Source organism: Cupriavidus sp. GW823-FHT06D04, from assembly GCF_058795055.1.
The window spans coordinates 61129-85355 of the sequence record NZ_JBXAHL010000021.1; the positions used below are offsets into that span (position 1 = coordinate 61129).

23 protein-coding genes and 2 pseudogenes are annotated in these 24227 nt (G+C 63.9%); 10 read left to right on the forward strand and 15 right to left on the reverse strand.

The genetic code is table 11. The features are described from left to right. Window positions 1-54: 54 nt before the first annotated feature. The 3 genes and pseudogenes from AC1Q7H_RS23740 (at window position 55) to AC1Q7H_RS23750 (ending at window position 1775) form a co-directional block, all read left to right on the forward strand. Window positions 55-898 (forward strand): annotated as a pseudogene (locus AC1Q7H_RS23740) (DNA-binding protein). Continuing rightward, window positions 882-1124, forward strand: a complete 243-nt coding sequence (locus AC1Q7H_RS23745) for an H-NS family nucleoid-associated regulatory protein (protein ID WP_153955546.1) — start codon at window positions 882-884, stop codon at window positions 1122-1124. Before AC1Q7H_RS23740 ends, AC1Q7H_RS23745 begins: the two are co-directional and overlap by 17 nt. 234 nt (window positions 1125-1358) lie before the next feature. Beyond that, the gene (locus AC1Q7H_RS23750; protein ID WP_153955545.1) at window positions 1359-1775 is read left to right on the forward strand and encodes a cupin domain-containing protein; all 417 of its coding nucleotides are present in this window, start codon (window positions 1359-1361) and stop codon (window positions 1773-1775) included. 368 nt (window positions 1776-2143) lie between these two features. On the opposite strand, the gene AC1Q7H_RS23755 is transcribed toward AC1Q7H_RS23750, so the two are convergent. The 9 genes from AC1Q7H_RS23755 to AC1Q7H_RS23795 all read right to left on the reverse strand — a co-directional run bounded on the left by AC1Q7H_RS23755 (window position 2144) and on the right by AC1Q7H_RS23795 (window position 11903). Then, on the reverse strand, window positions 2144-2494 hold the full coding sequence (locus AC1Q7H_RS23755; RefSeq protein ID WP_042876695.1) for a helix-turn-helix domain-containing protein: 351 nt from the start codon (window positions 2492-2494) through the stop codon (window positions 2144-2146). Then, a complete protein-coding gene (locus AC1Q7H_RS23760; RefSeq protein ID WP_492381806.1) occupies window positions 2494-2907 on the reverse strand; it encodes a type II toxin-antitoxin system HigB family toxin in 414 nt (137 codons plus the stop codon). Before AC1Q7H_RS23760 ends, AC1Q7H_RS23755 begins: the two co-directional genes overlap by 1 nt. Beyond that, window positions 2907-3359 (reverse strand): hypothetical protein, encoded by a 453-nt coding sequence (locus AC1Q7H_RS23765; RefSeq protein WP_153955543.1) that lies wholly within the window; start codon window positions 3357-3359, stop codon window positions 2907-2909. Before AC1Q7H_RS23765 ends, AC1Q7H_RS23760 begins: the two co-directional genes overlap by 1 nt. A 1353-nt stretch (window positions 3360-4712) precedes the next feature. Next, the gene (locus tag AC1Q7H_RS23770) at window positions 4713-6368 is read right to left on the reverse strand and encodes an acyl-CoA synthetase (protein ID WP_153955542.1); all 1656 of its coding nucleotides are present in this window, start codon (window positions 6366-6368) and stop codon (window positions 4713-4715) included. A gap of 28 nt (window positions 6369-6396) precedes the next feature. After that, on the reverse strand, window positions 6397-7539 hold the full coding sequence (locus AC1Q7H_RS23775) for an acyl-CoA dehydrogenase family protein (protein WP_153955541.1): 1143 nt from the start codon (window positions 7537-7539) through the stop codon (window positions 6397-6399). A gap of 11 nt (window positions 7540-7550) precedes the next feature. Next, entirely contained in the window at window positions 7551-8681 is a 1131-nt protein-coding gene (gene gbd / locus AC1Q7H_RS23780) for a 4-hydroxybutyrate dehydrogenase (RefSeq protein WP_153955540.1), read from the reverse strand. A gap of 26 nt (window positions 8682-8707) precedes the next feature. After that, a complete protein-coding gene (locus AC1Q7H_RS23785) occupies window positions 8708-10276 on the reverse strand; it encodes an acyl CoA:acetate/3-ketoacid CoA transferase (protein WP_211983988.1) in 1569 nt (522 codons plus the stop codon). Between the two features lie 37 nt (window positions 10277-10313). Continuing rightward, a complete protein-coding gene (locus AC1Q7H_RS23790; protein WP_153955538.1) occupies window positions 10314-10754 on the reverse strand; it encodes a MaoC family dehydratase in 441 nt (146 codons plus the stop codon). Window positions 10755-10781: 27 nt separating this feature from the next. Further along, window positions 10782-11903 (reverse strand): glycosyl hydrolase, encoded by a 1122-nt coding sequence (locus tag AC1Q7H_RS23795; protein WP_492381807.1) that lies wholly within the window; start codon window positions 11901-11903, stop codon window positions 10782-10784. Between the two features lie 164 nt (window positions 11904-12067). On the opposite strand from AC1Q7H_RS23795, the gene AC1Q7H_RS23800 reads away from it, so the two are divergent. After that, on the forward strand, window positions 12068-12946 hold the full coding sequence (locus AC1Q7H_RS23800; protein ID WP_153955536.1) for a LysR family transcriptional regulator: 879 nt from the start codon (window positions 12068-12070) through the stop codon (window positions 12944-12946). A gap of 57 nt (window positions 12947-13003) precedes the next feature. Here AC1Q7H_RS23800 and AC1Q7H_RS23805 read toward each other — a convergent pair whose 3' ends face one another. From AC1Q7H_RS23805 to AC1Q7H_RS23830, 6 genes are read right to left on the reverse strand one after another with little or no spacing between them, the layout of a single operon-like run. Beyond that, window positions 13004-13573, reverse strand: coding sequence for a hypothetical protein (locus AC1Q7H_RS23805; protein WP_153955535.1), 570 nt, complete (start codon window positions 13571-13573; stop codon window positions 13004-13006). After that, the gene (locus AC1Q7H_RS23810; protein WP_153955534.1) at window positions 13570-14790 is read right to left on the reverse strand and encodes an ABC transporter substrate-binding protein; all 1221 of its coding nucleotides are present in this window, start codon (window positions 14788-14790) and stop codon (window positions 13570-13572) included. The genes AC1Q7H_RS23805 and AC1Q7H_RS23810 overlap by 4 nt, the downstream gene beginning before the upstream one ends. Before the next feature lie 56 nt (window positions 14791-14846). Continuing rightward, on the reverse strand, window positions 14847-15875 hold the full coding sequence (locus AC1Q7H_RS23815) for a branched-chain amino acid ABC transporter permease (RefSeq protein ID WP_492381819.1): 1029 nt from the start codon (window positions 15873-15875) through the stop codon (window positions 14847-14849). A 14-nt stretch (window positions 15876-15889) separates the two neighbouring features. Continuing rightward, on the reverse strand, window positions 15890-16777 hold the full coding sequence (locus AC1Q7H_RS23820) for a branched-chain amino acid ABC transporter permease (RefSeq protein ID WP_492381808.1): 888 nt from the start codon (window positions 16775-16777) through the stop codon (window positions 15890-15892). Between the two features lie 21 nt (window positions 16778-16798). Beyond that, window positions 16799-17503 carry an ABC transporter ATP-binding protein gene (locus AC1Q7H_RS23825; RefSeq protein WP_153955532.1) on the reverse strand — a complete coding sequence of 235 codons (705 nt, stop codon included), beginning with the start codon at window positions 17501-17503 and terminating at the stop codon, window positions 16799-16801. A 2-nt stretch (window positions 17504-17505) separates the two neighbouring features. Further along, window positions 17506-18285: an ABC transporter ATP-binding protein gene (locus tag AC1Q7H_RS23830; protein WP_153955531.1), complete on the reverse strand. Its 780-nt coding sequence runs from the start codon at window positions 18283-18285 to the stop codon at window positions 17506-17508. Between the two features lie 1129 nt (window positions 18286-19414). Between AC1Q7H_RS23830 and AC1Q7H_RS23835 the strand changes: the two genes are divergently transcribed. The 6 genes and pseudogenes from AC1Q7H_RS23835 (at window position 19415) to AC1Q7H_RS23860 (ending at window position 23853) form a co-directional block, all read left to right on the forward strand. Next, the gene (locus tag AC1Q7H_RS23835) at window positions 19415-19666 is read left to right on the forward strand and encodes a transposase (RefSeq protein ID WP_153955530.1); all 252 of its coding nucleotides are present in this window, start codon (window positions 19415-19417) and stop codon (window positions 19664-19666) included. Window positions 19667-20099: 433 nt separating this feature from the next. Next, complete coding sequence (locus AC1Q7H_RS23840) at window positions 20100-20561, forward strand: excisionase family DNA-binding protein (protein WP_492381809.1); 462 nt, start codon at window positions 20100-20102, stop codon at window positions 20559-20561. Window positions 20562-20563: 2 nt separating this feature from the next. Next, window positions 20564-21136, forward strand: coding sequence for a PIN domain-containing protein (locus tag AC1Q7H_RS23845; RefSeq protein ID WP_153955528.1), 573 nt, complete (start codon window positions 20564-20566; stop codon window positions 21134-21136). A 78-nt stretch (window positions 21137-21214) separates the two neighbouring features. Beyond that, window positions 21215-21322, forward strand: a pseudogene (locus tag AC1Q7H_RS23850) (H-NS family nucleoid-associated regulatory protein); the annotation flags it as partial. Between the two features lie 246 nt (window positions 21323-21568). Next, complete coding sequence (locus AC1Q7H_RS23855) at window positions 21569-21952, forward strand: calcium-binding protein (protein ID WP_228772589.1); 384 nt, start codon at window positions 21569-21571, stop codon at window positions 21950-21952. A 122-nt stretch (window positions 21953-22074) separates the two neighbouring features. Beyond that, the gene (locus AC1Q7H_RS23860) at window positions 22075-23853 is read left to right on the forward strand and encodes a hypothetical protein (protein ID WP_492381810.1); all 1779 of its coding nucleotides are present in this window, start codon (window positions 22075-22077) and stop codon (window positions 23851-23853) included. The last annotated feature ends 374 nt before the right edge of the window (window positions 23854-24227 follow it).

Sequence of the window (24227 nt, forward strand, 5' to 3'; positions counted from 1 at the left end):
TTATGCTCTGCAGAGCATAAGGGCGTATCTTGGTCGTAGGCCTTCTGGCAGGAGCTGCGCGGGCGCACCCGTGTCACCATCGACCATCCGGACCTGCCGGATGCGCTGAACGACATCGCGGCCGGGGCGGTGCAGACTATCTGGCAGGCGGCCAACGAGGCCGCCACCGGCGAGCTGGCCACGCTGCGCGCCGAGGCCGAGCGCGATGCCGCGCGGACCGAGATCGCGGGCGCGCGGGAGGAAGCCGCGGCGCTCGTCGCGCAGCTGGATGCTGCCCGACAGGCCATCGAGGAGAGTCAGGCCGCGCTGGCGGCGGAGCGGCGGGACCACGCCGCGACCCAGGCCCGGCTGGAGGCGGGGCGGGCGGAACTCGAGGCGGGGCGGCGCCAGCTGGAGGAGCTGCGCACCCAATTCTCGACCGAGCTCGAGCGTGCCCGCGAGCAGGTCGCTATTGCCCAGGAGCGTGCCGCCGAGGACCTGCGCATGGAACTGGCGGCGGTGCGCCACGAAGCCCGCGACGCGGCGGTGTCGCAGGCGGAGGCCCGGGCCCGGCTCGAAGCCCAGGCCGTGGCGCTGGCCGATCGGCTTGCGGTCGCCGGAGAGGCGGCGCAGCGAACCATCAGCGAGCTGGACACGGTGCACGCCGAGCTGGCCGCGGCGCAGCGCCGGGCCGAGCGTGCCGAGGCCGAGGCGGCGCTGGCGCGCCAGCTGCTGGCAGAATTGCGCCTGCCGCGCGAGCGGGAGGGCGCCGGTGGTGGGCGGCGGCGCAAGACCGGCAGCCCGGCGCCGGCCGTGCAGGATGGCCAGGACAAAGTGCAGGACCACGAGCCGGAGGCACCGGCGGTGCCCGGCGACCACCAGGAAGGCTAGCAACAGCAACGATGACCACGAAAACTGAGCGGGCGGCGGCGATCCGCTGGATCCTGGACCAGATGGCCGACTACGACCTGACCATGGAGGAACTGCGGGCGGCAGGGTGCTTCGATCCGCCGCCCCCACCGCCACCCGTGCCGCCGCCGGTGGTCTGCTACCGCAACGCCGCGGGGCAGAGCTGGGACGGGACTGGCGAGATGCCGGGCTGGCTGCGGTGGGCGGTCAATGCGGGGCAGTCGGTGGAGTTTTAGCGGGTCGGATAGTGTCGCCGCTTCCCGGCTCAGCTGATAGCCGATCATGGGGCGAAACCCCTTGTGATAGCAGGTTACCTATCTTGGCACGCCGCCAGGTAGTCCTCGGAAAGCACAGGGACTTGGCGTTCGAGGAGCGTTCTTCGTTCGGGCACACCATTGCGTTTGCGCCGCCGCGAACTAGACTCTTTAGCATGAAAACGGCCGCGTGACGGCCTTGGCGGGAGAAGCGGCATGCCTGATACCGCGAAGCCAGCTGCGGGCCATTCCACCCTGGCGTTTGCACGGCTCTATGCCGACGATGCCGGCGAATCCCACTTCGGGCCTCTAGCCGTAACCATTGCCGAGCGCAACTTCGCGCCGCCCGCGCCCCCTTTTATGGTTTCGCCAATGGTGGAGGCAGCACGCCAGGGCTTCCTGGTGGTGCCTGCAGGCTGGATAGGCATCCTGCATCCTTCCCCCTTGCGGATGTGGATATTCCTGTTGGAAGGGGAGATGGAATTCGAGGCATCCGACGGCCAGATCCACCCCCTCACCATCGGCGCAGGCCTGCTGCTGGAAGACACCACCGGCAAGGGGCATCGCAGCAGGGTGATCGGCGGCACCGCGGCGACGCTTGTGGTGGTGGAGTTGCCGGGCCAGACGGCCTGAGCAGGCACGCAGGATGGTCGACCCCGCTGACCTGACATAGGGGTGATCGTACTTTCCGTGTAGAAAATGGCGGCTACAGGGCGCGCATCCGCCTGCAGCAAGGCTTTTCGGTGCAATAAGTCTCGTCCGATCGGTGTACTTGTAAGTCCTTGATAGATCGAGATTCTCTGGAGCAAACGGCCACAAAATGCACGGGAAGTACGATCACCCCATTACCGACGCACACTGGGTCGACAATTGAGGCTGTCCCTTGCGCAGCCAGTCGGGCAGCGCCTCCGCGGCGACGATGGCGTGCGCCCCGTAGCCGGCATGCTCACTGCAAATTGCATTCGCTTGGCAACTCGGCCGTTTGCCTGGCGCTCGCGCTCCTACGACAGCAGGCTTTCATAGGGGATGCGCAGGCCATCATGCAAGCGCTTGACCATGCTCAGGCTGAGCTTGCGCTTGCGGTTCAGAACCTCAGACACGCGACCACTGGAACCAATGAACGGCTCAAGATCGCGCGTGGTGAGGCCCTGCTGATCCAACCGAAACTTGATCGCCTCGACCGGATCGGATGGGGGAATAGGGTAATGCTCTTCCTCGTAGCGCTCCACGAGAATCGACAAGACTTCCAATTCATCGCCTTCGGGCGAGCCGACCGGCGCGCCCCATAGCTGGCCAATGCGCTCCATGGCGGTGTCGTAGTCTAGTTCGGTACGAATGGGCTTGATATCCATCACACGCTCTCCGCGTCAACTTTGTCGCCAACGAAACGGACCCACCCGATCTGGCGTTCATAGTCGATAGCCAGGATCAAGCGATACTTGCTCCCGGCGATGTTGAACACCACGCGACCACCCTTGAGGATGCTGGCTGTCCGTAGTTCCGCTTTCACATCCTGTGGTGTAGCATATGTCACTTTCTCCATGTGGCGATACCACTCCGTGAGGGGTGATATCGCATCCGCATACGCGGGGTCGCTCTCCCAAAACTCTCGCAGCGTCCGCCGCGCAATGATCCGCATCCTTTGGTTCTCCCATTTTGGGAGAATTGTACTCCCATTTTGGGAGATTCGCGTATCGCCGCAGGAATGCGGATGAGTCGCAGGGCTGGATGTGGATGCTACCCCGGGGCGGAGCAAGCCAGCCATTACAGGAAGTTCGGGCAACCCCGTTGCCGTTGCTGACGTTGCGCGCCGGGGAAGACCTCATCGTGGCGGTTCGGACCGTCCAGCGGGAAGGGCGTGTGCGGCCTGGTCCAGTAGTGGCCGCTCGGGAGGGGCGCGATCGCTTCTTGAGGCATATTCATCAGGCTTGGCGCTCTACGGCGAAACAGAGCCGGTGTCAATCCTTCAACGGCATAGCACCGCTTCGTGGCATCTTCGTGTAGCTTCGCCACCAATTTACCTCCTGCTACCCGTTGCGACATTTCATGGCTCGTTACTTTCAATTGATGGCCCAGGTCTTTTGCGTTGGCGCCATCATTGTGATCGCCGCCATCGCCTCCCGGCAAGCATATCTGCGCAGCACCGCGGAGGCCGACCAAGCCGACGCCGATGAGGAACCCGCGACAATGAAGATGATCCGCTGCGAGACAATGCATGCCCGTCTGCAGAGTCGGCACCCTTCGGCTGCGGATGCCGAAGAGCGGCCACGCGCTCGTTGTCGTGAGTCCTGAGCTGGCGAATGCTCCCCCAATACCGGGACGATGAGGGGGCTCCAATAGTTTCATGATCGCGAAACTATGAAAGTGGCGGGTCGAGATCGGCGTATTTGACATGCAAGCCAAGACCTTTGATGCCACCGGCCGTCCGCAGGATAATAAGCGATCGGAACTAATAATGACGCCTCGCGCCCCGGCACAACCTCCATTTGGTGCGAACGCGAACTGATACGCTCCTAGAGTTGGCCTCAGAATGGCGGGACAACCCGGGGTAAGCCGCCATGCGAGCAAGTGCCGTGCGACGTCATCTGGAGCGCCTCGGCATTCCCTGCCATGGGGTAACCAGCCATCCAGGGCTGGCTGGTGTGGTCGTCATTAATGAGGACCTGCATGTCTGGATATTTCCTGATGGATGGATGCGTCTTGGGGAGTGGGTCGCACCAGGTCGCTTTCGTTTCGCCCCAGCCACTCGCTCGGTAGACGTGCTGGCCTGGCAGATTCGCCAACGGCTCGGCGCCAGACCATGACTCCGTCTAGTTCTGCCGCTGCGGTTGCTGTGCTGAGCACAGGGAAGCGCCTCGGCGGCAGTTCGTTCGTCTTGTGCCGACCCTTCTGCGCCGTTCGAATCTTCCTCAACACGATGACGGCTATCCGAGTCCAACGGTCATCCGCCCTCATGCTTCTTCGGCAGATGGTCGCCATTTCAGTCATTCGGCAATCAGCGCGCCAACGGCAGAAAAGGATCGGAGCAGCTGTCACAGGTTGCCATGCCTACGGCCGCTTACCACCGCGGACTCAGACGACCGCCATCCGAAATTACCTGTACTCATACTTGTCCGGCGCTATCACCCGGCCACTGGCTCCATTTCCGCCCTGCGCCCCTCCGTAAGGCCGCCCAATACATGACCCGAAGTTCCGAAGACAACTCTGCCTCTTCGATCCTGCATCCAGGTGGGAAGCCGCTCAAGTCAATGCCAAGTTCCACCGCCGCAGCTAGACAGATCACCATGCGCCTCGGGCACGCTGAACGCATCTCCGCGCGATAGAGGAATAGCAGCGCGGCCTGGTAGCCGATACCGTGACGCCTGGACAGATGCCGTGCCTGCCGTGCGGTAGCACCGCGCCAGTCACGCATCTCGCGCAAGATGTCGCCAAGGCGGTCAATCAACCGGTCTTCGCTGCCAATGCGATGGCGGACACGAGTCTTCTGCTCCGCCACGACCGGGCGCTCACGGATATCCCGAATGTGGAGAGCAGGCTCGGCGGGCCACCGAAAAGCATTCACGGGGGAACTCACGCCGGTACGTGGCCGGGCCAGGGAGCGCCGGAGCTTGCTCGTTGCCTGAGGAGGAACTTCTGGATCTTGCCGGTCGACGTCCTGGGAAGGTGGCCGATGACCACCTTCTTCGGCACCTTGAAGTGCGCCAAGTGGGCGCGGCAATGTTCGATCAGTTCGCGCTCGCCGACCCTAGCGCCATCGACGACTTCGACAAAGGCGCATGGCGTCTCCCCCCAACGCTCGTCCGGCTGGGCGACGACGGCTGCCACGCGCACTGCGGGGTGCCGGTAGAGCACCTCCTCCACCTCCAGCGAGTTGATATTCTCTCCGCCGGAAATGATGACGTCCTTGGAACGGTCCCGGATCTGTACATAGCCATCCCGGCAGACGACTGCGAGGTCACCCGAGTGGAACCAGCCGCCGGCAAAAGCTTCCGCCGTGGCCTCGGGGTTCTTCAGGTAGCCCTTCATCGTCATGTTGCCGCGGAACATGACTTCGCCGATGGTCTTCCCGTCCCACGGCACCGGCACAAGGGTTTCGGGATGCAGCACGGCCATGCCTTCCTGCGCAGTGTAGCGGACGCCCTGCCGTCCTTTCCGTTCCGCCAGCGCACCAATGCCGAGGTCGTCCCATTCGGGCTGCTCCACGCAAACCGCCGCGGGGCCGTAGACCTCGGTCAGCCCGTAGATCTGGGTGATCCTGATCCCCATGCGCAGCAGGCCCTCGATCACCGGCATCGGCGGCGGCGCGCCGCCGATGAGTCCGTGGACCGGATGGTCGATGCCCGCCTTCCACGCTTCAGGTGCGTGGGCAAGCATCGCATGCACGATCGGCGCCCCGCAGTAGTGAGTGACCTGGTGCTCGCGAATCGCATCGAGCACGGCGGCAGCATCCACCCGCCGCAGGCAGACGCTGGTACCGGCGTTGGCCGCCAGCGTCCAGGCGAAGCACCAGCCATTGCAGTGGAACAGCGGCAGTGTCCACAGGAAGACGGCGTGCCGGGGCATGCCCCAGTCGAGCATGTTCGACAGCGCAGCCAGATAGGCGCCGCGATGGTGGTAGACCACGCCCTTTGGGTTGCCCGTGGTGCCGGAGGTATAGTTGACGGCGATGGCCTGCCATTCGTCGGCGGGCTCGCCACCCTCCCAGTGCGGATCGCCCCCGGCCAGGAAGCCCTCGTATTCGATCTCTGCCAGCCTGCGCCCCCCTTCGACGGCGGGATCGATGATGTCAATCACCAGCGGCTTGTCGTCGAGCAGCGCCAGTGCGGCTTCGACTACGTCAGCGTACTCCGTGTCGGTGACCAGTACCTTTGCATCCGCGTGCCTGAGCATGAAGGCGATGGCGGCCGCGTCCAAACGCACGTTCAACGTGTTCAGCATGGCGCCGCTCATGGGCACGCCGAAATGCATCTCCAGCATCTCCGGCGTGTTGGCGGCCATCACGGCCACCGTATCGCCAGTCCTGACGCCGGCGGCCACCAGCGCCGACGCGAGGCGGCGGCTGCGGTCCAGCATTGCCCGCCAGCTCGTGCGGCGCTCGCCGTAGACGATGGCTGTACGCTCAGGGTAGACCTCGGCCGTCCTGCGCAGGAAGGAGATCGGCGTCAGGGGCACGAAGTTGACCGGGCTGCGCTCCAGCCCATCCGCGCTGTGTTCGACGTGTTCCATGGATTGCCTCACTGGCTGCAGCCGTGCGTCAGCGCATTACGTCGCGGGAGATGATCATCCGCTGGATCTCGGAGGTCCCCTCAACGATCTCGAGCACCTTGGCATCCCCGAACGCGCGCGATACCGCGTACTCCGTCATGATCCCGTTGCCGCCGTGGATCTGCACGGCCTGGTGGGCCGCCTCCATGGCCTTCTCGGTTGCGAAGAGCTTTGCCATCGAGGCCTGCCGTTCGTAGGGCCGGCCCTCGTCCTTGGCCACCGCGGCGTCGTAGAGCATCAGGCGGGCAGCGTGCGCGTGGGTCGCCATGTCGGCCAGCTTGAACTGCAGCGACTGGAACTGGTTGAGCGTCTTGCCAAACGCTGTGCGCTCGCTCATGTAGCGGACGGAGCGTTCCAGCGAGCCCTGCAGGATGCCCAGGCCCAGCGTTCCGATCAGGATGCGGCCGGTGCTCACCTGTGACAGGGTCTGTCTAAGGCCGGCCCCAAGCTCGCCGAGCAGGTGCTCGGCAGGAATGGTGCAGTCCTCGAAGAACAGCTCGAATGTGGTCGATCCGCGCCAGCCGATCTTGTGCAGCTTCTTGCCGTGGCTGAAGCCGGGCGTGCCGTTCGGCACGATGAAGTTCGAAATCTCCTTGCGGCCGTCGGGCCGGGTTCCCGTCACCGCCGCAATGACGATCGGGCCGGTGATCTCGGAACCCGAGTTGCTGATGAAGGTCTTGGCGCCATTGATGACCCAGCAGCTATCCTTCAGCACGGCGCGGGTCTGGATATTGGCGGCGTCGGAGCCGGCGTTCGGCTCTGTCAGGCCGATGCAGCCGACCTGCGTGCCCGTCAGGATCGGCCGCAGGAACCGCGCCTTCTGGCCGTCGGTGCCGTAGTTGTTGAGCAGGCTGGCCGCCGTCGAGTTGGCCATGATGGCCACCGCCACGGCGCAATCGACGCGGGCGATCTCTTCCAGCGCAATGGCGAAGCCAAGCCAGTCACCGCCGCTGCCTCCCCAGGCTTCGGGGTACGGCAGCCCGATATAGCCCAGTTCGCCGGCCCGGCGCCAGATCTCGTAGGGAAAACACTCCTCTTCCCACAACCGGTGGGCGACCGGTGCGATCTCTTCCTCGGCGAAGCGGCGCACCGCCTCGCGGATCATCTCGTGGTGTTCTGCGATGTATGACATCGTCTTTCTCCTCAATATGATTCCTGCAGCATCGCCAAGTAGTCGTTGACCGTGGCAGTGCGGGGATTAGTGGCGTGGCAGTGGTCCTTCGTGGCGGCGACCGCGATGTCCTCCAACACGTCACGCGGCACGCCCATGGCGCCGAGACCAGCCGGCAAGCCGAGACCGGCGTTGAGTTCGCTGATAGCCTGAGCCGGGTTCCCGCCGGCGGGCAGGCCCATGGCCTGTACCAGTGCGGCCTGCTTGGCTTGGGTCGCCGGCTTGTTGAAGCGCAGCACGGCCGGCAGCAGCACGGCGTTCAGCGTGCCGTGGTGCAACGAGACGCCGGGCACCGCGCCCAGCGGGTGCGACAGGGCATGCACCGCACCCAGCCCCTTCTGGAAGGCCAGCGCGCCTTCCATGGCGGCCATCATCATGTTCCAGCGCGCGTCGCGGTCGCAGCCGTCCGCGGTGGCCTTGCCAATATTGGCTATGCCGCGGCGCAGACCGTCCAGGGCGATCGCTTCGGCGGGCGGGTTGATGGCCGGCGCCAGAAAGGTCTCGATGCAGTGGGCGATGGCGTCCATGCCGGTCGCGGCGGTCAGGGCCGGCGGCAGGCCCAGCGTCAGTTCGGGGTCGCAGATGGCGAACTTCGGCAGCAGGAACGGACTAAGCAGGCCGAGCTTGCGGCCGGACTCCATGACGATGACCGCGCCCCGGCCCACTTCGCTGCCGGTACCCGCAGTTGTCGGGATGGCCACCAGCGGGGCGACCCGGCTGGTGATCCGGCTCGCGCCGCCTTCCACCGCCGCGTAGGTCTGCAGGGGTGCCGGGTGGGTCGCCAGCAGCGCAGTGGCCTTGCCCAGGTCGATGGGCGACCCGCCGCCAACGGCCACGATGCCGTCGCAGCCGTTGCCGAGGTAAAGGCCGGTCGCCGCGGACACGGCGGCTTCCGTCGGGTTGGGTGGGGTGTCCTCGAAGACGGTGGGAGTGCAATCCGGGCCCAAGGCCTCGAGCACCTTGTCGGCGATACCGGCGGCGCGGATGCCGCGGTCGGTGACGATCAGCGGTCGCTGGATGCCCAGGCGCTGCAGCTCGGCCCCCAGCACCTGGAGGGCGCCGAAGTCGATGTGGACGGTAGTCAGGTAGTTGATGACAGCCATGTTTTCCTCGTAGATATGTCGATGCGTCAGGCGCGGAACAGCGTCGGGTCCATGCACGGAAGCGGCTCCGCCACGCGCACCGGCGGGAAGGCCATCAGGTCCAGCACCTGCGACTTGACGTCGATGCCGGGCGCAACCTCCTCCAGCACCAGTCCGTCTGGCGCCACCGAGAAGACTGCGCGCTCGGTGATGACTTTGGCCTCCTGGCCGCGCGCGGCCACGTTGCGCCCGAGCGGATAGGTGATCTCGTCCACGCGCTCGACGAACTTGCGCACGCTCCCCTCACGCCCGACCGACAGGAAGCCGTCGGTAGTGTCGGCGGCGAGGCCGCCGGTGGTGAAGGTGCCGGTGAACAGCAGCTTGCGCGCGTTGTAGGCGATGTCGATGAAGCCGCCCGGCCCCGGATTGGCCGCGCCGAAGCGGCTGACGTTGATGTTCCCGGCCCGGTCGAACTGGGCAAAGGCCAGCGCCGCCATCGGGCAGTTGCCGCCGTCGATGAAGTCGAACTGCGACGGGCCGTCGATCAAGGCCTCCGGATACTTGTTGGCGGAGAATTGCCAGCCGCTCATCACGACGCCGCCGAAGGGGCCGTGCTCGGTGGTAAAGCTGTAGCGATGCAGGCCGCCGTCGGCGAACAGGCCATCTTCCATCATCACCGTGGGCACGTCGGACGAAGCGCCGAAGCCGAAGATGCTGACCTCGCCGGGCCTGATTTCCCGGGCCGCCCGCCGAGCGATCACCTTGTCGGCGCCGGGCATCAGGCGGTCCGAGGCGCGGCCGTCGAAAAGCTGGCCGCCGAGATAGGCATCGTCGTACCGGATGTCGGTGGTCATCATGGCGTCGGGTTCCACCACGACGCGATCCACCAGCACGCCGGGAATCCGCACCGCGTGCGCCGGCCGGGCGTGGCGCGGCACCAGCTTGCGCACCTGTGCGATCACGGTGCCGCCTGACGCCTTCACCGCCAGCGCCATGGCCAGCGCGCACGACGTGATAGGCTCGTCCTCGAAGCTCAGGTTGCCGTGCTCGTCGGCGCTGGTGGCACGCAGGAACGCCACGTCGAGCGGCCAGCTCGGATAGAACAGGTATTCCTTGCCGTCCAGCTCCTGCATCCGCACCAGGTCGTCGGTGGCGCGCGCCGTGTACTTGCCGCCCTGCTGGCGCGGGTCGATGTAGGAGCCGAGGCCGATGCGGGTCAGGTAGCCTGGGCTGCGCCGGGCGACTTCGCGCAGCCAGTGCATGGTGGCGCCGATCGGCCAGCAGTAGGCTTCCACCCGATTCTCGCGGATCAGGCGCATGAACTCCGGGCGCTTGCCGGTGGCCGGATTCACCGCATTGGTAAAGTTGCCCGACACGATCCGCTTCATCAGCCCTTCGACGGCCACGTGATCCATGCCGCGGATGCCCATGCCGTCGCCGACACTGACCGGGAAGAAGAACGTCAGGTCACGAGGCGATCCCGTCTCGTGGAAGCGTTGCGCCAGCGCCTGGAACAACGCGTCCGGCGTCAGCCAGCCGATCACGCCGACGCTGCCCACGCTCTGGCCGGGCCGGATGTCCAAAACGGCCTGCGCCGCAGTGCAGATCTTGCTCATGCGATCTCTCACCTTTCTCGCCGCTCGCAGCCCGGGCTCAGGCCTGGAAATGGATGATGTGGGTGCCGACGCAGACCGTCTCGCCCCGCTGGTTGAGTAGCGTCGCCTCGGCCCACAGGCGCTTCTTCTCGTCGTCGGCGCGGGCGATGCGGTAGTTCACGGTGAGGGTGTCGCCGATGCGCACGGGCTTGGTGAAGCGCACGTTGTCGTAGCCGTAGGAGACCGCCGGGCGCTGGATCATGTCGAGATACTTGGTCACGGCGCCGGCGATGAAACCGACCATCATGGCGCCCTGCGCGATGCGGCCGCCGAAGCCCATGCGCTTGCAGTATTCGTCGTCCATGTGGTTGGGGTGGTTGTCACCGCTGATGCCGGCGAAGGCATAGATGTCATACTCGCCGAGGGTGCGGGTGTAGCTGGTGTGCGTGCCAATAAGGGTGGATACGTTGCCTTCGTGCGGGAGCTTGATGTCGGACATGTGGGTTCTCCGGAAGTGGGTTGGGGTTCAGACCTGGGTGGCGTCGATCCTGCCCGCGAGGACGAGCAGGGATTCGAGGAGAAAGTAGTCGCCCCAGACCAGTTCGTTATCCATGGCGACGCCATTGCGCTTGTTAAAGCAGCCGCCGGTGAGGATGCCAGGCTGCCGTACATCGCCTGGGCCGACCGGGGTCAGGAAGCGGGTCACGAGTTGCTCGATGCTGTCGACGGCGGCCTGGCGGTAGACCGCCGCGCGCTCCGGGATGAGCGCGGCCAGTTTGAGCAGGCTGGCGGCGGCGATGGCGGTGGCCGAGGTGTCGCGGTTGGTGTGCGGGATGGCGGGATCGTCGAAATCCCAGAAGGCCACGCCGTCGGCGGGCAGGTGCGCGACCCACCAATCTGCCACGCGGATCGCGTCGGACGTGAACGCCTGCTCGCCGCACGACAGCGCCTGCGCGAGCCCGAGCATGCCCCACGCCTGGGCGCGGGCCCAGGTGCTGCTGTCATGGATGCCCTTGTGCGTGTAGCGCTTCACGAGCGAGCCATCGGCGGCGTTGAATGTGGCGGACTGGCAAACCGAGCCATCCTCCCGCACGCACAGGGCAATGTGCTGGCGCAGGTGTTGGCGGCCGATCTCGCCCGTGCCGAGAGCGGCGTCGTGCCGCAGCAGCAGCGCCACGGTGCCCGGAATCGCATCGATGTTGGCCTCGCTCGTCCCCACGCTGGAGGCCTCCTCGGCCTCGGTGCCGAGCGGGATCAGGCGGGCCGCTTCGCTGTACATCTCCGCCAGGCCACGCGTGCCGTCGAGCGCGAGCCCCGCGGCCTGCGGATCGGCCAGCAGCGAGCCGCCGAGTTGCGCGCCGTACCAGAAGAGGAATCCTTTGAACACCGACTTCGACGCCACCCGCGGCGCCAGCCGTGCGGACCACATGCGGGCGCTGTCGCGGTACTTCTGCTCGCCGGTGCGCAGGGCAGCCAGCCACAGCATCCCGACCCAGAAGCCCCCGGTCCAGTCGCCGGCCGGGGAGCGTGTCCAGGTGCCGTCGGCCGGATTGCCATAGTGCGGAAAGCCCGCCTCGTCCTGCGCGATCGTTGCATCGATGCGGTGCAGGATGCGATCTAGCGCATCATCGATCAGTCGGGAATCCATATGTTTGTCTCCATGGGTACATTTGGCTTGTCCGGTCTCCGGTGCCAGCCGTGCGGACAGGCAGGGGTGGAGCGCGGAGCGGGGTATGCATGGAATCGTAGGGATTGCGCAAACTAGTGTCCAATATATAATTGATCGCTCTTTTATACTTACAGGATATAGCGATGGACCTTCGCCACCTCCGGTACTTCATCGCCGTCGCCGAGGAACTCAACTTCACGCGGGCGGCCGAGCGCCTGCACATCGCCCAGCCGCCGCTGAGCCTGCAGATCCGCCAACTCGAGGAAGAGATGGATGTGACACTGCTGAACCGCTCGCGTCGGCACGTGGAGCTGACCGAGGCGGGTCGCATTTTCCTGGAGCAGGCGCGGCAGATCCTGCGCGCTACCGAGAGTGCGGTCATCCAGACGCAGCGCGCGCATCGCGGCGAGACTGGCCGGCTGACGGTCGGCTTCTTCGAGCACACGTCCTATACGCTGCTGCCGCCCATCCTGCGCGCCTACCGGGAGCGTTTTCCCGCCGTGGAAATCCTGCTGCGCTGGTTTCCGGTCGTCGAACAGGCAGAAGCGCTGCGGCGGGGTGACGCGGATATCTCCTTCATGCGGCCCGTGCCCGACCTCGAGGACGTGACGTGGGAAACCATCCTCGAAGAGCCGTTCGTGCTGGCTGTGCCTGCAAGGCACCCATTCGCGAACGCGGAGTCAATCTCGCTGAAGGATTGCGCGCAGGAGCCCTTCATCATGTACATGCCCGAGGCGGCGCCGGACTTCCACGCCATGAACATGCGCATGTGCGCGTCGGCGGGTTTCGTGCCGAAGGTCGTGTCTGAAGTGGGGCAGGTCTACACGCTGGTCGGGTTGGTCAGCTCCGGTGCGGGCATTGGCTTCGTGCCGGCATCGGTCCGGCAGATGAAGTTCGACCACGTCGTCTACAAGCCGATCAAAGGCCGGCAACAAACAGTCGAGATCATGCTCGGCTATAGCCAGCGCACCCCAACGCCGCTGATGACGGCATTCATCGAGACGGCGAAAAGCGTGCTGTGAAGGTTCCCCCGGCCTCGCCGGCTGTGACGTGGGCGAGGCGTAGGATGGCGCGGACGTTCAGTCGCGCCGGGATGCCGGCAACAGGCAGCCGTCGACGTGACGGTCGAGCGCCAGCGAGGTGCCGTCGGGCTGGGCGGCCGGCAACAGGCGTGATGGGAAGTTCTGACAACACACGGGGCGGAGGAACCGCTCGATAGCGGCGCTGCCGTCCGACGTGCTGCGCGCATCGGACAAAGGGGCGTATCGAACGTGGCCCCGTCCCAGTGCCTGGCCCGCACAACCCCGGCGAACAGCCGCTACTGGCCGGCCGTGCGCGCCCGATCGTTTTCCAGCCGCGCCCGCTACAGGCGCGGTCTCGGCCATGGCGCGCTCGATGAGGGTGTCGCCCAGCCCTTCGATGCCGAGGGCGATGGCCTCCAGGAAGCTGGCGCGCGCCTCGGGCGTCGTCTCGCGATACCTCGCAAAGCCGCTGACAGCGAGGCGGCAGGCCCGGTCGACGTTGTTGGGGCCGGCGCCGCCGAACGCGGGTTCGATGTCGGTGGCAAGCGCCGGAGAAAAGGCGTTGAACGCGCCGGTGGTGCCGCTGACCCCGTCCTGCCCGATCAGCATGTGTCCGGTGATCTTCATAACGTCTTCTTCCCAACGAGCGGGCAGCCACCTTCTTCCATCGGCCGGAACGCCTCGTTGGCGGGAATGGAGGCGATGAGCTTGTAGAAGTCGCCCGCATACTTCGATTCCGACGGCTTCTTCACCTCGAACAGATAGAGCGGGTGGATCTTCCGGCCGTCTTCGCGAATGCTGCCCTTGCCGAACAGCTTGTCGTCGGTGGGCATCGCCTTCATCTTCGCTACCACGGCGCCGCCGTCGCCATCCGCCTTCATCGCCGTCACTGCCTTCAGGTAGTGGATCACAGCCGAGTACGTGCCCGCCTGCGCCATGGTCGGGAACTTGCCGTTGTTGGCAGCGGCGAATTCCTTGCCAAACTTGCGGTTCTCGTCGGTCATATCCCAATACCAGGTCTCGCTCAGCAACAGGCCCTGAGCAGCCTTGAGGCCGAGCGCCTGGACGTCGCTGCTGAAGACGAGCAGGCCTGCCAGCTTCTGACCGCCGGCGGTCACGCCGAACTCGGCGGCCTGCTTGACCGCGCCGATGGTGTCGCCCCCGGCGTTGGCCAGGCCCACTACCTGCGCCTTCGAGGCCTGAGCCTGCAGCAGGTAGGAGGAGAAATCGTTGCCAGGGAAAGGATGCCGGACCTTGCCGAGAACCTTGCCACCGTTCTTGACGACAACGGCCTCGGTGTCGCGTTCGAGCGAGTGGCCGAAGGCGTAGTCAGCAGTCACGAAGAACCAACTCTTGCCACCCGCCTTGACAACCGCCTTACCCGTCCCATTCGCTAGTGCCCACGTGTCGTAGGCCCAGTGGACCGCATTGGGTGTGCAGGCCTTGCCGGTGAGGTCGGAGGTGCCGCCGCCGGTGACAATCATCACCTTGTTCTTCTCCTTGACCACCTGGTTGACCGCCAGGATGACCGACGAGGTCGGCACGTCGACGATAGCGTCCACATTGTCCACGTCGAACCAGCGGCGGGCGATGCTCGCCCCGACGTCCGGCTTATTCTGGTGGTCGGCGGCCACGATCTCCACCTTCAGACCATGCTTCTCGGGCGCAAAGTCCTGGACCGCCTTCTTCGCGGCCCAGACCGAACCGGGACCAGCCAGCCCGGCATAAACGCCGGTCTGATCGTTGAGCACGCCGATCCGGACCACGCCGTCCGTGATCTCGGCCTGCGCCGTCGAGGCCGCCAGCAGCGCGGCGAGCGAAAGCAGCTTGATGCGATTGTTCATCCTGTGTCTCCTCTACTGTGGGGATATATATGGGGTGTTCCGTTCAGCGCTCGATTTCATGCCTTCCCTTCCACGCGCCGGGCATGCACGCCTGCTCCGGCGGGCGTTTCGTCATGACTTGGTGCCGGCACGGCAGCGTGGCGCGGTGCGGGCCGGCCGCGGCGGTTGGCCACGATGCTCTGGCACAACGCGTTCAACTCGCCGACGATGCCGCGGCGGAACGCCAGCACGCACACGACGAAAATGCTCCCCATGATCACGGTGATCATGGAACCGACCTTGTCCGCCAAGGCGTTCTGGATGACGACCACGATGCCCGCGCCCACCACCGGGCCGAAGGCAGTGCCAAGGCCGCCCAACAGGGTCATCAGCACGACTTCGCCGGAGGTGTGCCAGTGCGCGTCGGTCAGCGTGGCAAACTGAAAGACCAGGGTCTTGGTGGCCCCGGCAAGGCCGGCCAGGCCCGCCGAGAGGACGAAGGCCAGCAGCTTGTAGCGCGCGACGTCGTAGCCCAGCGAGGTGGTGCGCGCCTCGTTCTCGCGGATCGCCTTCAGGATCTGGCCGAAAGGCGAATGGATGATGCGGTGGATCAGCCAGAAGGTGAACAGGAAGATCGCCAGCACGAAGTAGTACATGCGCAGGTCCGACGCCAGGTCGATCAGGCCGAACAGCCTGCCTCGCGGAATGGCCTGCATGCCATCCTCGCCGCCGGTGAACGGCGCCTGCAGGAACAAGAAGTAGAACATCTGCGCCAAAGCAAGCGTGATCATCGCGAAGTAGATGCCCTGCCGGCGAATAGCGAGCGCCCCGACGACAAAGCCCGCGGCAACCGAGACGGCCGTGCCGAAGAGCAGGCCGAGTTCCGGGGTGAGCCCCCAGGTCTTCATGCCGTAGCCCGATATATAGGCCGCCGTGCCGAGGAACGCCGCATGGCCGAACGAGAGCAGGCCGGTATAGCCGAGCAGCAGGTTGAAGGCGCAGGCGAACAAGGCGAAGCACAGCACCTTCATCAGCATCACCGGATAGAGCACGGCCGGGGCCGCCAGCGCGCCCAGCAGCAGGACACCGTAGCCAAGATTTCTCATTTTCATACTCGACCTCACTTTTCCTTGCCAAACAGGCCTGCCGGCCGAACCATCAGCACGATGACCATGATCACGAAAACCACCGTGGCCGACGCCTCTGGATAAAACACCTTGGTCAATCCTTCGACCACGCCCAGCCCCAGCCCGGCGACGATCGCGCCAAGGATGGAACCCATGCCGCCGATCACCACCACCGCGAACACGACGATGATCAGGTTCGACCCCATCAGCGGACTTAGTTGCCCCGTCGGTGCTGCCAGCACGCCGGCCAGCCCGGCCAGGCCCACGCCGAAGGCATAGGTCATCATCACCATCACCGGCACGTTGATGCCGAAGGCTTGGGTAATGCTTGGGTTCTCGGTGGCGGCGCGCAGGTAGGCGCCGATGCGGGTCTTCTCGATCGTGAACCAGGTCAGCAGGCACACTGTGAGCGAGGCGCCGATAACCCACGCGCGGTATTTCGGCATGATCATGAATCCGAGGTTGAAGGCGCCGGCCACCTCGTCGGGAATCGAATAGGGCTGCCCCGAGACGCCGAATTGGAAGCGGAACAGGCCTTCGATAATGAGCGCCAGCCCGAAGGTGAGCAGCAGCCCGTACAGGTGGTCGAGCTTGTACAGGCACCGCAACAGGCCGCGCTCGATGGCGATACCCGCCAGCCCGACCAGCACCGGCGCCGCCAGCAGCGACCACCAGTAGCTGATGCCGAGATACTCCAGGCCCGCCCAGGCGACGAATGCGCCCACCATGAACAGCGCGCCGTGGGCAAAGTTTATGATGTTGAGCATGCCGAAGATCACGGCAAGCCCGAGGCTGAGAATCGCGTAGAACGAGCCGTTTACCAGCCCGAGTACGAGTTGCCCCAACAGCCCCTGTAGCGGGACTCCCAGAATCGTTGTCATGCTGTCTCCTCCGCAGCGGTCTCAGACACCCAGGAGTTCCTGGAGCAGGTGCTGCTTCTCGTGAATCTCGTGCTGGTGGATCTCCGCGGCGATTTGGCCGTGCTCCACCACGTACATGCGGTCGGCCAGCGGCGCGGCGAACCGGAAGTTCTGCTCCACCAGCACGATCGTGTAGCCCTTCGCCTTGAGGTCGCGGATGACTTGGGCGAGCTTCTGCACGATCACCGGCGCCAGTCCCTCGGAGATTTCGTCCAGCAGCAGCAACCGCGCCCCAGTGCGCAGGATGCGCGCCATTGCCAGCATCTGTTGCTCGCCGCCCGAGAGCCGCGTGCCCTGGCTATGCCGCCGCTCGTGGAGGTTGGGGAACATCGCGTAGATCTCGTCGAGGCTCATCCCGCCGCCACCCACCTGCGGCGGCAGCAGGAGGTTCTCCTCACACGAGAGGCTGGAATAAATCGCCCGCTCTTCCGGGCAAAAGCCGACGCCGAGACGCGCGATGCGATGGGCCGGTATGCCGATTGCCTCGCGGCCGTCGATCATGACCGAGCCGGCGCGCCGCCCCGTCAGGCCCATGATGGCGCGCAGGGTGGTGGTACGGCCTGCCCCGTTGCGGCCGAGCAGGGTCACGCACTCTCCCTCGTTCACCAGCAAGTCGATGCCGTGCAGGATGTGCGATTCGCCGTAGAAGGCATGGAGGTCGGTGACCCGCAGGTATTCCGTCGCCATGATCAAAGCCCTCCCGGCGCAGCGAGCGCGGCATCAGCGCTGCCCATATAGGCCTCGATGACCTGCGGGTTGGCGGAGACTTCCGCGTATGTGCCCTCGGCCAGCACGCTGCCGCGCGCCAGCACCGTGATGGCGTCGCTGATGCCGGACACCACTTTCATGTTGTGCTCCACCATCAGGATGCTGCGATTGGCCGAGACCTTCTTGATGAGCTGCATGACGCGGTCAACGTCTTCGTGGCCCATGCCCTGCGTAGGCTCGTCGAGCAGCATCAGCTCGGGGTCGAGGGCCAGCGTGGTGGCGATTTCCAGCGCGCGCTTGCGACCGTAGGGCATCTCGGCGGTCGTCATGTCGGCGAAGTCCTCCAGTCCGACGTCGGCGAGCAATGCCATGGCCCTGTCATCGAGCGGTGCGAGGACTTTCGGCGAGCGCCAGAACTGGAAGGAAATCCCGAGCCTGCGCTGCAGCGGGATACGTACGTTCTCGAGCACGGTCAGGTGCGGAAACACCGCCGAGATCTGGAAGGAGCGCACCACGCCCCTGCGTGCGACCTGCGCCGGCTTTTCGTCGGTGATCTCGGCACCGTTGAACCGTATGGTGCCGCGCGTGGGATCCAGGAACTTAGTAAGGAGGTTGAAGCAGGTGGTCTTGCCTGCACCGTTCGGACCAATCAGCGCGTGGATATGGCCACGCCTGACCTTGAGACTGACGTCGTTTACGGCGACAAATCCCTTGAATTCCTTCCTCAGTCCGACGGTTTCAAGAATGAGATTGCTTGCCATAGTCATTTCCGCGCCCGTTGTTGGGTCTGCTGGAGAATATGGCCGCAACAAGATCACGTCCAATATATTATTGGTTAGTCATTGACACTTTTTGTGTATATATGTCGGAGGCGCAGCCAATCGCGCGCCACTCGCGGATTGTCGCGGACGTCAGGACACGAAGGCGTGTCGAAGCGCCACAGAGGCGACAGAAACGATTGCGAACAAGGGTCTGTTGCTTGAGCGAAGCGGACGCACGAACGTCCACGCGTCGGTGAAGGCGAATGACGCTTCATGGCGTGCGCCGTGACAAGGCGGCGCTTTTGAAGTGGGTGAAAGCCCCACCCGGCAACCGCTCCAGCCGGAAGCAACCGGAGCAATCGTGGAGGTAACGAAGCGGTTGAAGCCTTCGGTGAAGCGTGTCACGAAATACGGTGACAGCGCGAGTGTGCAGGCCGTAACGCGAGTGAACGCCGAGCAAGCCTCGAAAACGTCGATGCGCAGGCCGACCCGACTGCCATATCGGGGAAGGCTGATACGGCTGGGTGAATGAGCAGGCAGGACACCCAGTCGCTGCGCCGGGGTAGTGGCGACAGCATGTACACAAGGAAAGCGCACGCAACACGGGAAGCCCCCTGGCGTGGTCAGGGATGACCAACCGGACGCCCGTGAGGGACAGGCCGGGCGCCTTGGGGTGACGGAGAGGCCCGTATTACTGCTGAAGCCGGTGTAATGCTGGTGGAGGGAAGGGGCCTCAGTTCAGGACAGACGCATACGTAGCGAGGGCGTGGAGATTGGGCAACCTATCAACTCCGATCAGTGTTCAGAAGCTGCAGATGGCGTTACACGCGAAAGCAAAGGCAGAAGCCGAGTACCGCTTTTATGCTCTGTACGACAAGATCTATCGTGAGGATGTGCTGGCACACGCGTACGCCCAGTGCCGCTCCAACAGGGGCGCGCCGGGTGTCGATCGTCAGGACTTCGCGGAGGTCGAGGAGTACGGGGTGCAGAAGTTGGCTCGGCGAACTGGCGCTAGCGCTCAGGCAGGAGAGTTACCAACCGGACCCTATTAGAAGAGTGTTTGTGTGGTCTAATTTCCTCGGACAGGTCGATAGGAGGACAATCCGGTATCGACGAGGAAGAAAGATAGATGACAAGAAGGCGCCGACAATTTGACGCCAACTTCAAGCTGGAAGTGGTACGGATGGTGCGAGACCAAGGATTATCGGTCGGCGAGGTTTGCCGGTCGATGGAGCTTGGTGAGTCGGCCGTTCGGCGCTGGATGGCGCAGTACGATGCGGAGTGCGCCGGCGGACCTGGCGTAGGCAACCCGCTGACGGCGGAAGGAACACGCCAGTGCAGTGGCAGTGCTGGGCCGATTTGGCTCGGCCGCCCGTGGTGACCCGCTCTACGACTCCGGCGTGCAGTTGGGTACCGTATGGCTGAAATTGCTCGCTTAGCCGACGCTCGGTGGTCGAATGCGATTGACTGCTTCTGGCGTGGAAGCGACTTCCGTCAGCCGCAAGGCGGTCGGCCCTTGCCGACTGGACCAAGGCGCGGCGATAAGGTTCGATAACGTTGCCATATTATCCAGGGCGGCGCCGCCTCGCGCTTTTTTCTGAGCGCAATCGCCCACGGGTTGGCGTCCCATGCGCCTGCGCATTCGTGTGCGGTATATACAGCATGGTGATATTTGTGACGAAAAAGCTACAATCACAGAACTCACACCGCACACGCGACTGCAAATCATCTTCGCTGAGGTCCAATCGTTTCGGATATTGCGAATTCGATTATTTCGAATTACTATACACTCACATGTCTTCCGGGGACTTCCCATGCACGCAACCATCACCAACACGACGCTGCCTTCGGCAGACGAAAGTGCTATCGCTCGGGAATCGAGCCGCAGCCTGGCGGTGGCCTTGGACAGCCGATCCGATATGCAGCAATTCGATTTCAAGACTGACAAGGGCGAGTTGCATAGTGTCACATTGCCCACCTCTGCGCTGAGGCTTCTCGTCGAGGTTCTCGCGGAAATCGGCCAAGGGAACGCCGTCTCCATCATTCCCATTCACGCCGAGCTGACGACGCAAGAGGCCGCGGACCTGCTTAACGTCTCTCGACCATACTTGGTTCAGCTTCTGGAGAAGGGCGAGATTCCGTTCCGTAAAGTCAACACGCATCGGCGCGTCCTCTACCAGGACGTTGTCAGCTACAAGCAGCGCATTGATGACGAGCGACGCAAGGCACTAGACGAACTCGCAGCGCAGGCCCAAGAGTTGGACATGGGCTATTGAGCATGACTTCCAACTTCGCTGTAGTCTACGATGCCTGCGTTCTCTATCCTGCTCCGCTGCGCGATCTGCTGATGCGGCTCGCGCTGACCGACCTGCACCGTGCAAAGTGGACGAATCAAATTCATGACGAGTGGATTCGCAACCTCCTTGCGCGGCGGCCGGAGCTTTCCGCGGATCGCCTTGCAGGCACGCGCGAACTGATGAACCGAAGTGTTCGCGATTCGCTGGTTAGCGGCTATGAGCACCTTATTGAGTCCATTGAGTTGCCTGATCCTGATGATCGACATGTGGTTGCGGCCGCAATTCATAGCGGCTCGGAGGCAATCATCACGTTCAATATGAAGGACTTCCCGGAAACCGCACTCAAGGAGTTCAACGTCGAGGCGATCCACCCGGACGATTTCGTCGTGGACCTCTTTGATCTGAATGCAGGGAAGGTCCTGGCGGCAGTGGCGGAACACCGTGGATCTCTAAAGAATCCACCGAAGTCTCCTTCGGAGTATTTGACTACCCTTTCGGCGCAAGGCCTGACGCAAACGGTGTTGATCCTAACGCAGTACAGTCTGGCAATCTGAATCCCCGGCCTCATCTTGGCATTCCGCCGCGACCGATGCTCGGCCTCCAGACGTCGTGGCAAGGCGGCGACGATCGGGTACCGCAACGCCGCGGGGCAGAGTTGGGACGGGCAGGGCGAGATGCCCGACTGGCTGCGGCGGGCGGTCAATGCGGGGCAGAGCGTGGAGTTTTACCGGGTCGGATAGTGATGCTTGGGGTTATCCCCCGCTTCAACAGCGGATCGGTCTGAGGCCCCGAACTTCCTGTGATAGCGGCTCCCTTTGTCTTGGCATGCTCCCGACTGGGGGGTGGGAACATAAGAATGGCCTTGCTACGCCTTACTTCGACGTCTGACCACCACGCACATGGCAAAGCGCAGAATTGACAGTAAACGCGAACAGCGCATCTCGATGGAGATCGTTGTCGACGCATACACCGAAGAAGAATGCGCGATGGCGTGGTACTGCCATCTTGAAGAAACCCTGAGCTTTCCATTCGAAGCGCGGGTACGTCAAACCTTGGCCGCTTCTCCGCTACGCGTCAGTGAGCAAGTCTGCGTCACCGGACTCGCTCATGACCAATTGTGCCGCTTTGCCATTTTTGTTCGAGCGCAGCACTACCAGCGTGATCTCGTCGTTCCCCTTGCCCAACTTGTCCCGCTTCGTGCCAACCAGAGCACGAGGTCTCCGACTGGCACTACTGGTGCGACCAAGGCTACAGCTTCTGAGCATCCCAAGCCCATGCGCAGCCGGCCACATCCTTCGCCTGAATCCCCAGTGGTGGGGCCAGTTTGGCCCGCTTTCACGTCTAACTACGGCGGGCGAAGGTGGGGATGAATGCGAGGACCAATCCGCTGCAGAAGCGCGATTCCAAATTGTGCGGACTATCATTACGTTTGCTGAATTCCAGGCCTTTGCCACTAGGCCGGAAGCGGCCTGAAGAATTGCCCTGATTGCCTATGCCCATAATTTCCCTCACTGAAGCGCTGAACAATCTCACGGTAGACAATCTGAAATCGCTGATGCGCTGGCTTCCAGATGCCTCACCCATCGGCAAGAAGGGTGGGCTGGTTGAAGAGATCCTACGGAACCTTGCCGGCGACAGGCTGAACGCGCTGTGGGAAGGGCTAGACGAAACTCAACGTCTGGCGGTGGCAGAGGCCACGTATGCGGGCGACGGCTGCTTCAATGCCATGCAGTTTCGAGCAAAGTACGGGCGTTTGCCGAACTTTTCGGTCCGGGACGAGCGGCGCCGATACCACCAGTATGGGCCGCCCACGGCGTTGTGCCTGTTTCTGTACTACCAGAACGGATTGCACTGCGTGCCCACCGATTTGAAGGAGCGGCTCATGGCATTCGTGCCCGCGCCCGAGCCTGTCCGGCTGGACACGGTCGATACTCTTCCCGGAATGTTCGGTGAAAGCCCGTTGACGGTGCGGCTGTGTGAGCGCGATGCCCTGGCGGATCTACCGCTGTTACTGCGTCTGGTGGATCAGGGAAAGCTTAAGGTCAGCGAGAAGACATCGCTGCCGGGCACGGCAACGTTGCAATTGTTGTGCGGGCAACTTTCCGGTAGCGACTACTACGCCGAGCACGCGCCGGGTCCCACCGATCAGGAGATTGGGCCAATCAAGGCACTTTCTTGGCCGATGCTGCTTCAGGCAGCCGGGCTTGTGCGACGTAACGGCAGCAAGCTGGTGCTAAGCAAGGCCGGACTGACAGCCCTGACGACCCCAACGGCTGACGTGCTTGGCACAATCTGGCGGAAATGGCTGAAGGCGAGGCTGCTTGATGAATTTAGCCGCATCGATGTCATCAAAGGGCAAAAGGCCAAGGGCGGTGCGATGACTGCAGCGGCGCCGCGCCGCGCGGCGATCGCCGAGATGCTGCAGCGTTGTCCGGCCGGCGAGTGGATCAGCATCGACGCGCTTTCTCGCTTCATGGTGGCAACTGGGCGTACTTTCGACGTGGCCCGCGACCCTTGGAGTCTTTACATCTGCGAGCCGGATTACGGCAGCCTGGGGCACAGCGGCTACCATGACTGGGACATTCTGCAGTTGCGCTATATGCTCTGCTTCCTGTTTGAGTATGCGGCGCCACTTGGCATCATTGATATCGCATACACCGAACCGGCGGGGGCTCGGCCTAATTTTCACGATATATGGGGAACGGATGAACTCCAGTTCCTCAGTCGCTACGATGGCCTGGCCTATTTTCGCGTGACCTCGTTGGGTGCCTATTGCCTTGGCGCCAGCGGCCACTACACGCCGGCGCCGGTCCAGTCTAGCGTAAGGCTGTCTGTCATGCCCGGCATGCAGGTCAAGGTTATCGCGGGCCGTCTGTCGGCAGAAGAATCGCTGGTTCTGGGCGTGTGGGCGACCGAAGAGGCGGACAGACTCTGGCGGCTCGACCTTCAGAAGGCCATCGTAGCAGTCGAGAGGGGGCATGACATCGCCGAACTTCGCGAATTCCTGCAGGGCCGGGACCACCAGCCGCTGCCAGACACGGTGGAATCCTTCATCAAGCGGGCTGGCAAGCAGGGCAAGGCGCTGAAAGTCGCGGGGACCACGCTGCTGATTGATTGCAATGACGCGCAAATGGCAGCCATGCTGGCCACGCGCAAGGAGACCGCCCATCTGTGTCTGCGCACCGGTGATAAGCATGTGGTAGTGCGGCTCGAGGACGAAGAAAAGTTCCGGACACATATTCGCGCGTTGGGCTATGGGATGACGGCCTGAGGTTTGCGCCCGTCGGTGGTGCCATGCCAGGGGCGAGCGCCATGCGACGGGAAGATAGATGGGTGACGGCCCGGCCGCAGACGCAGGCCGTGGTGCTGGCGGGTGGCTCGATGCCGCCGAGCGGGTCCCGGTGACGTCCCGCCCCCCATCGTATTTGGGCCAAGTCCAAATGCCGTACCGATTCCGGCTTATAAGGCAACTACCGGGTCCCCAGGGCGCAGCCCGCACAGGGTGCGCCGGCGCCAGGCGTAATGGAATCCCTGAAGCAGGTCGCGCGGCGGGGCAGTGCAGTGCGGGGTGGTATCGTACGATTTTGTTCGCTGCGTCGATGGTACGCACGTGCAATGCCAGAGTATTAAGAGGGACATCAGCCG

Coding starts and splice junctions, on each gene's coding strand:
- AC1Q7H_RS23770 (WP_153955542.1), bottom strand. CDS start 6,368: ATGGAACACGTCGAACACAGCGCGGATGGGCTGGAGCGCAGCCCGGTC.
- AC1Q7H_RS23785 (WP_211983988.1), bottom strand. CDS start 10,276: ATGAGCAAGATCTGCACTGCGGCGCAGGCCGTTTTGGACATCCGGCCC.
- AC1Q7H_RS23775 (WP_153955541.1), bottom strand. CDS start 7,539: ATGTCATACATCGCAGAACACCACGAGATGATCCGCGAGGCGGTGCGC.
- AC1Q7H_RS23755 (WP_042876695.1), bottom strand. CDS start 2,494: ATGGATATCAAGCCCATTCGTACCGAACTAGACTACGACACCGCCATG.
- AC1Q7H_RS23800 (WP_153955536.1), top strand. CDS start 12,068: ATGGACCTTCGCCACCTCCGGTACTTCATCGCCGTCGCCGAGGAACTC.
- AC1Q7H_RS23840 (WP_492381809.1), top strand. CDS start 20,100: ATGCACGCAACCATCACCAACACGACGCTGCCTTCGGCAGACGAAAGT.
- AC1Q7H_RS23810 (WP_153955534.1), bottom strand. CDS start 14,790: ATGAACAATCGCATCAAGCTGCTTTCGCTCGCCGCGCTGCTGGCGGCC.
- gbd (WP_153955540.1), bottom strand. CDS start 8,681: ATGGCTGTCATCAACTACCTGACTACCGTCCACATCGACTTCGGCGCC.
- AC1Q7H_RS23760 (WP_492381806.1), bottom strand. CDS start 2,907: ATGGCTGGCTTGCTCCGCCCCGGGGTAGCATCCACATCCAGCCCTGCG.
- AC1Q7H_RS23745 (WP_153955546.1), top strand. CDS start 882: ATGACCACGAAAACTGAGCGGGCGGCGGCGATCCGCTGGATCCTGGAC.
- AC1Q7H_RS23860 (WP_492381810.1), top strand. CDS start 22,075: ATGCCCATAATTTCCCTCACTGAAGCGCTGAACAATCTCACGGTAGAC.
- AC1Q7H_RS23795 (WP_492381807.1), bottom strand. CDS start 11,903: ATGGATTCCCGACTGATCGATGATGCGCTAGATCGCATCCTGCACCGC.
- AC1Q7H_RS23855 (WP_228772589.1), top strand. CDS start 21,569: ATGGCGTGGTACTGCCATCTTGAAGAAACCCTGAGCTTTCCATTCGAA.
- AC1Q7H_RS23845 (WP_153955528.1), top strand. CDS start 20,564: ATGACTTCCAACTTCGCTGTAGTCTACGATGCCTGCGTTCTCTATCCT.
- AC1Q7H_RS23750 (WP_153955545.1), top strand. CDS start 1,359: ATGCCTGATACCGCGAAGCCAGCTGCGGGCCATTCCACCCTGGCGTTT.
- AC1Q7H_RS23790 (WP_153955538.1), bottom strand. CDS start 10,754: ATGTCCGACATCAAGCTCCCGCACGAAGGCAACGTATCCACCCTTATT.
- AC1Q7H_RS23825 (WP_153955532.1), bottom strand. CDS start 17,503: ATGGCGACGGAATACCTGCGGGTCACCGACCTCCATGCCTTCTACGGC.
- AC1Q7H_RS23835 (WP_153955530.1), top strand. CDS start 19,415: ATGACAAGAAGGCGCCGACAATTTGACGCCAACTTCAAGCTGGAAGTG.
- AC1Q7H_RS23765 (WP_153955543.1), bottom strand. CDS start 3,359: ATGCATTGTCTCGCAGCGGATCATCTTCATTGTCGCGGGTTCCTCATC.
- AC1Q7H_RS23805 (WP_153955535.1), bottom strand. CDS start 13,573: ATGAAGATCACCGGACACATGCTGATCGGGCAGGACGGGGTCAGCGGC.
- AC1Q7H_RS23815 (WP_492381819.1), bottom strand. CDS start 15,875: ATGAGAAATCTTGGCTACGGTGTCCTGCTGCTGGGCGCGCTGGCGGCC.
- AC1Q7H_RS23820 (WP_492381808.1), bottom strand. CDS start 16,777: ATGACAACGATTCTGGGAGTCCCGCTACAGGGGCTGTTGGGGCAACTC.
- AC1Q7H_RS23830 (WP_153955531.1), bottom strand. CDS start 18,285: ATGGCAAGCAATCTCATTCTTGAAACCGTCGGACTGAGGAAGGAATTC.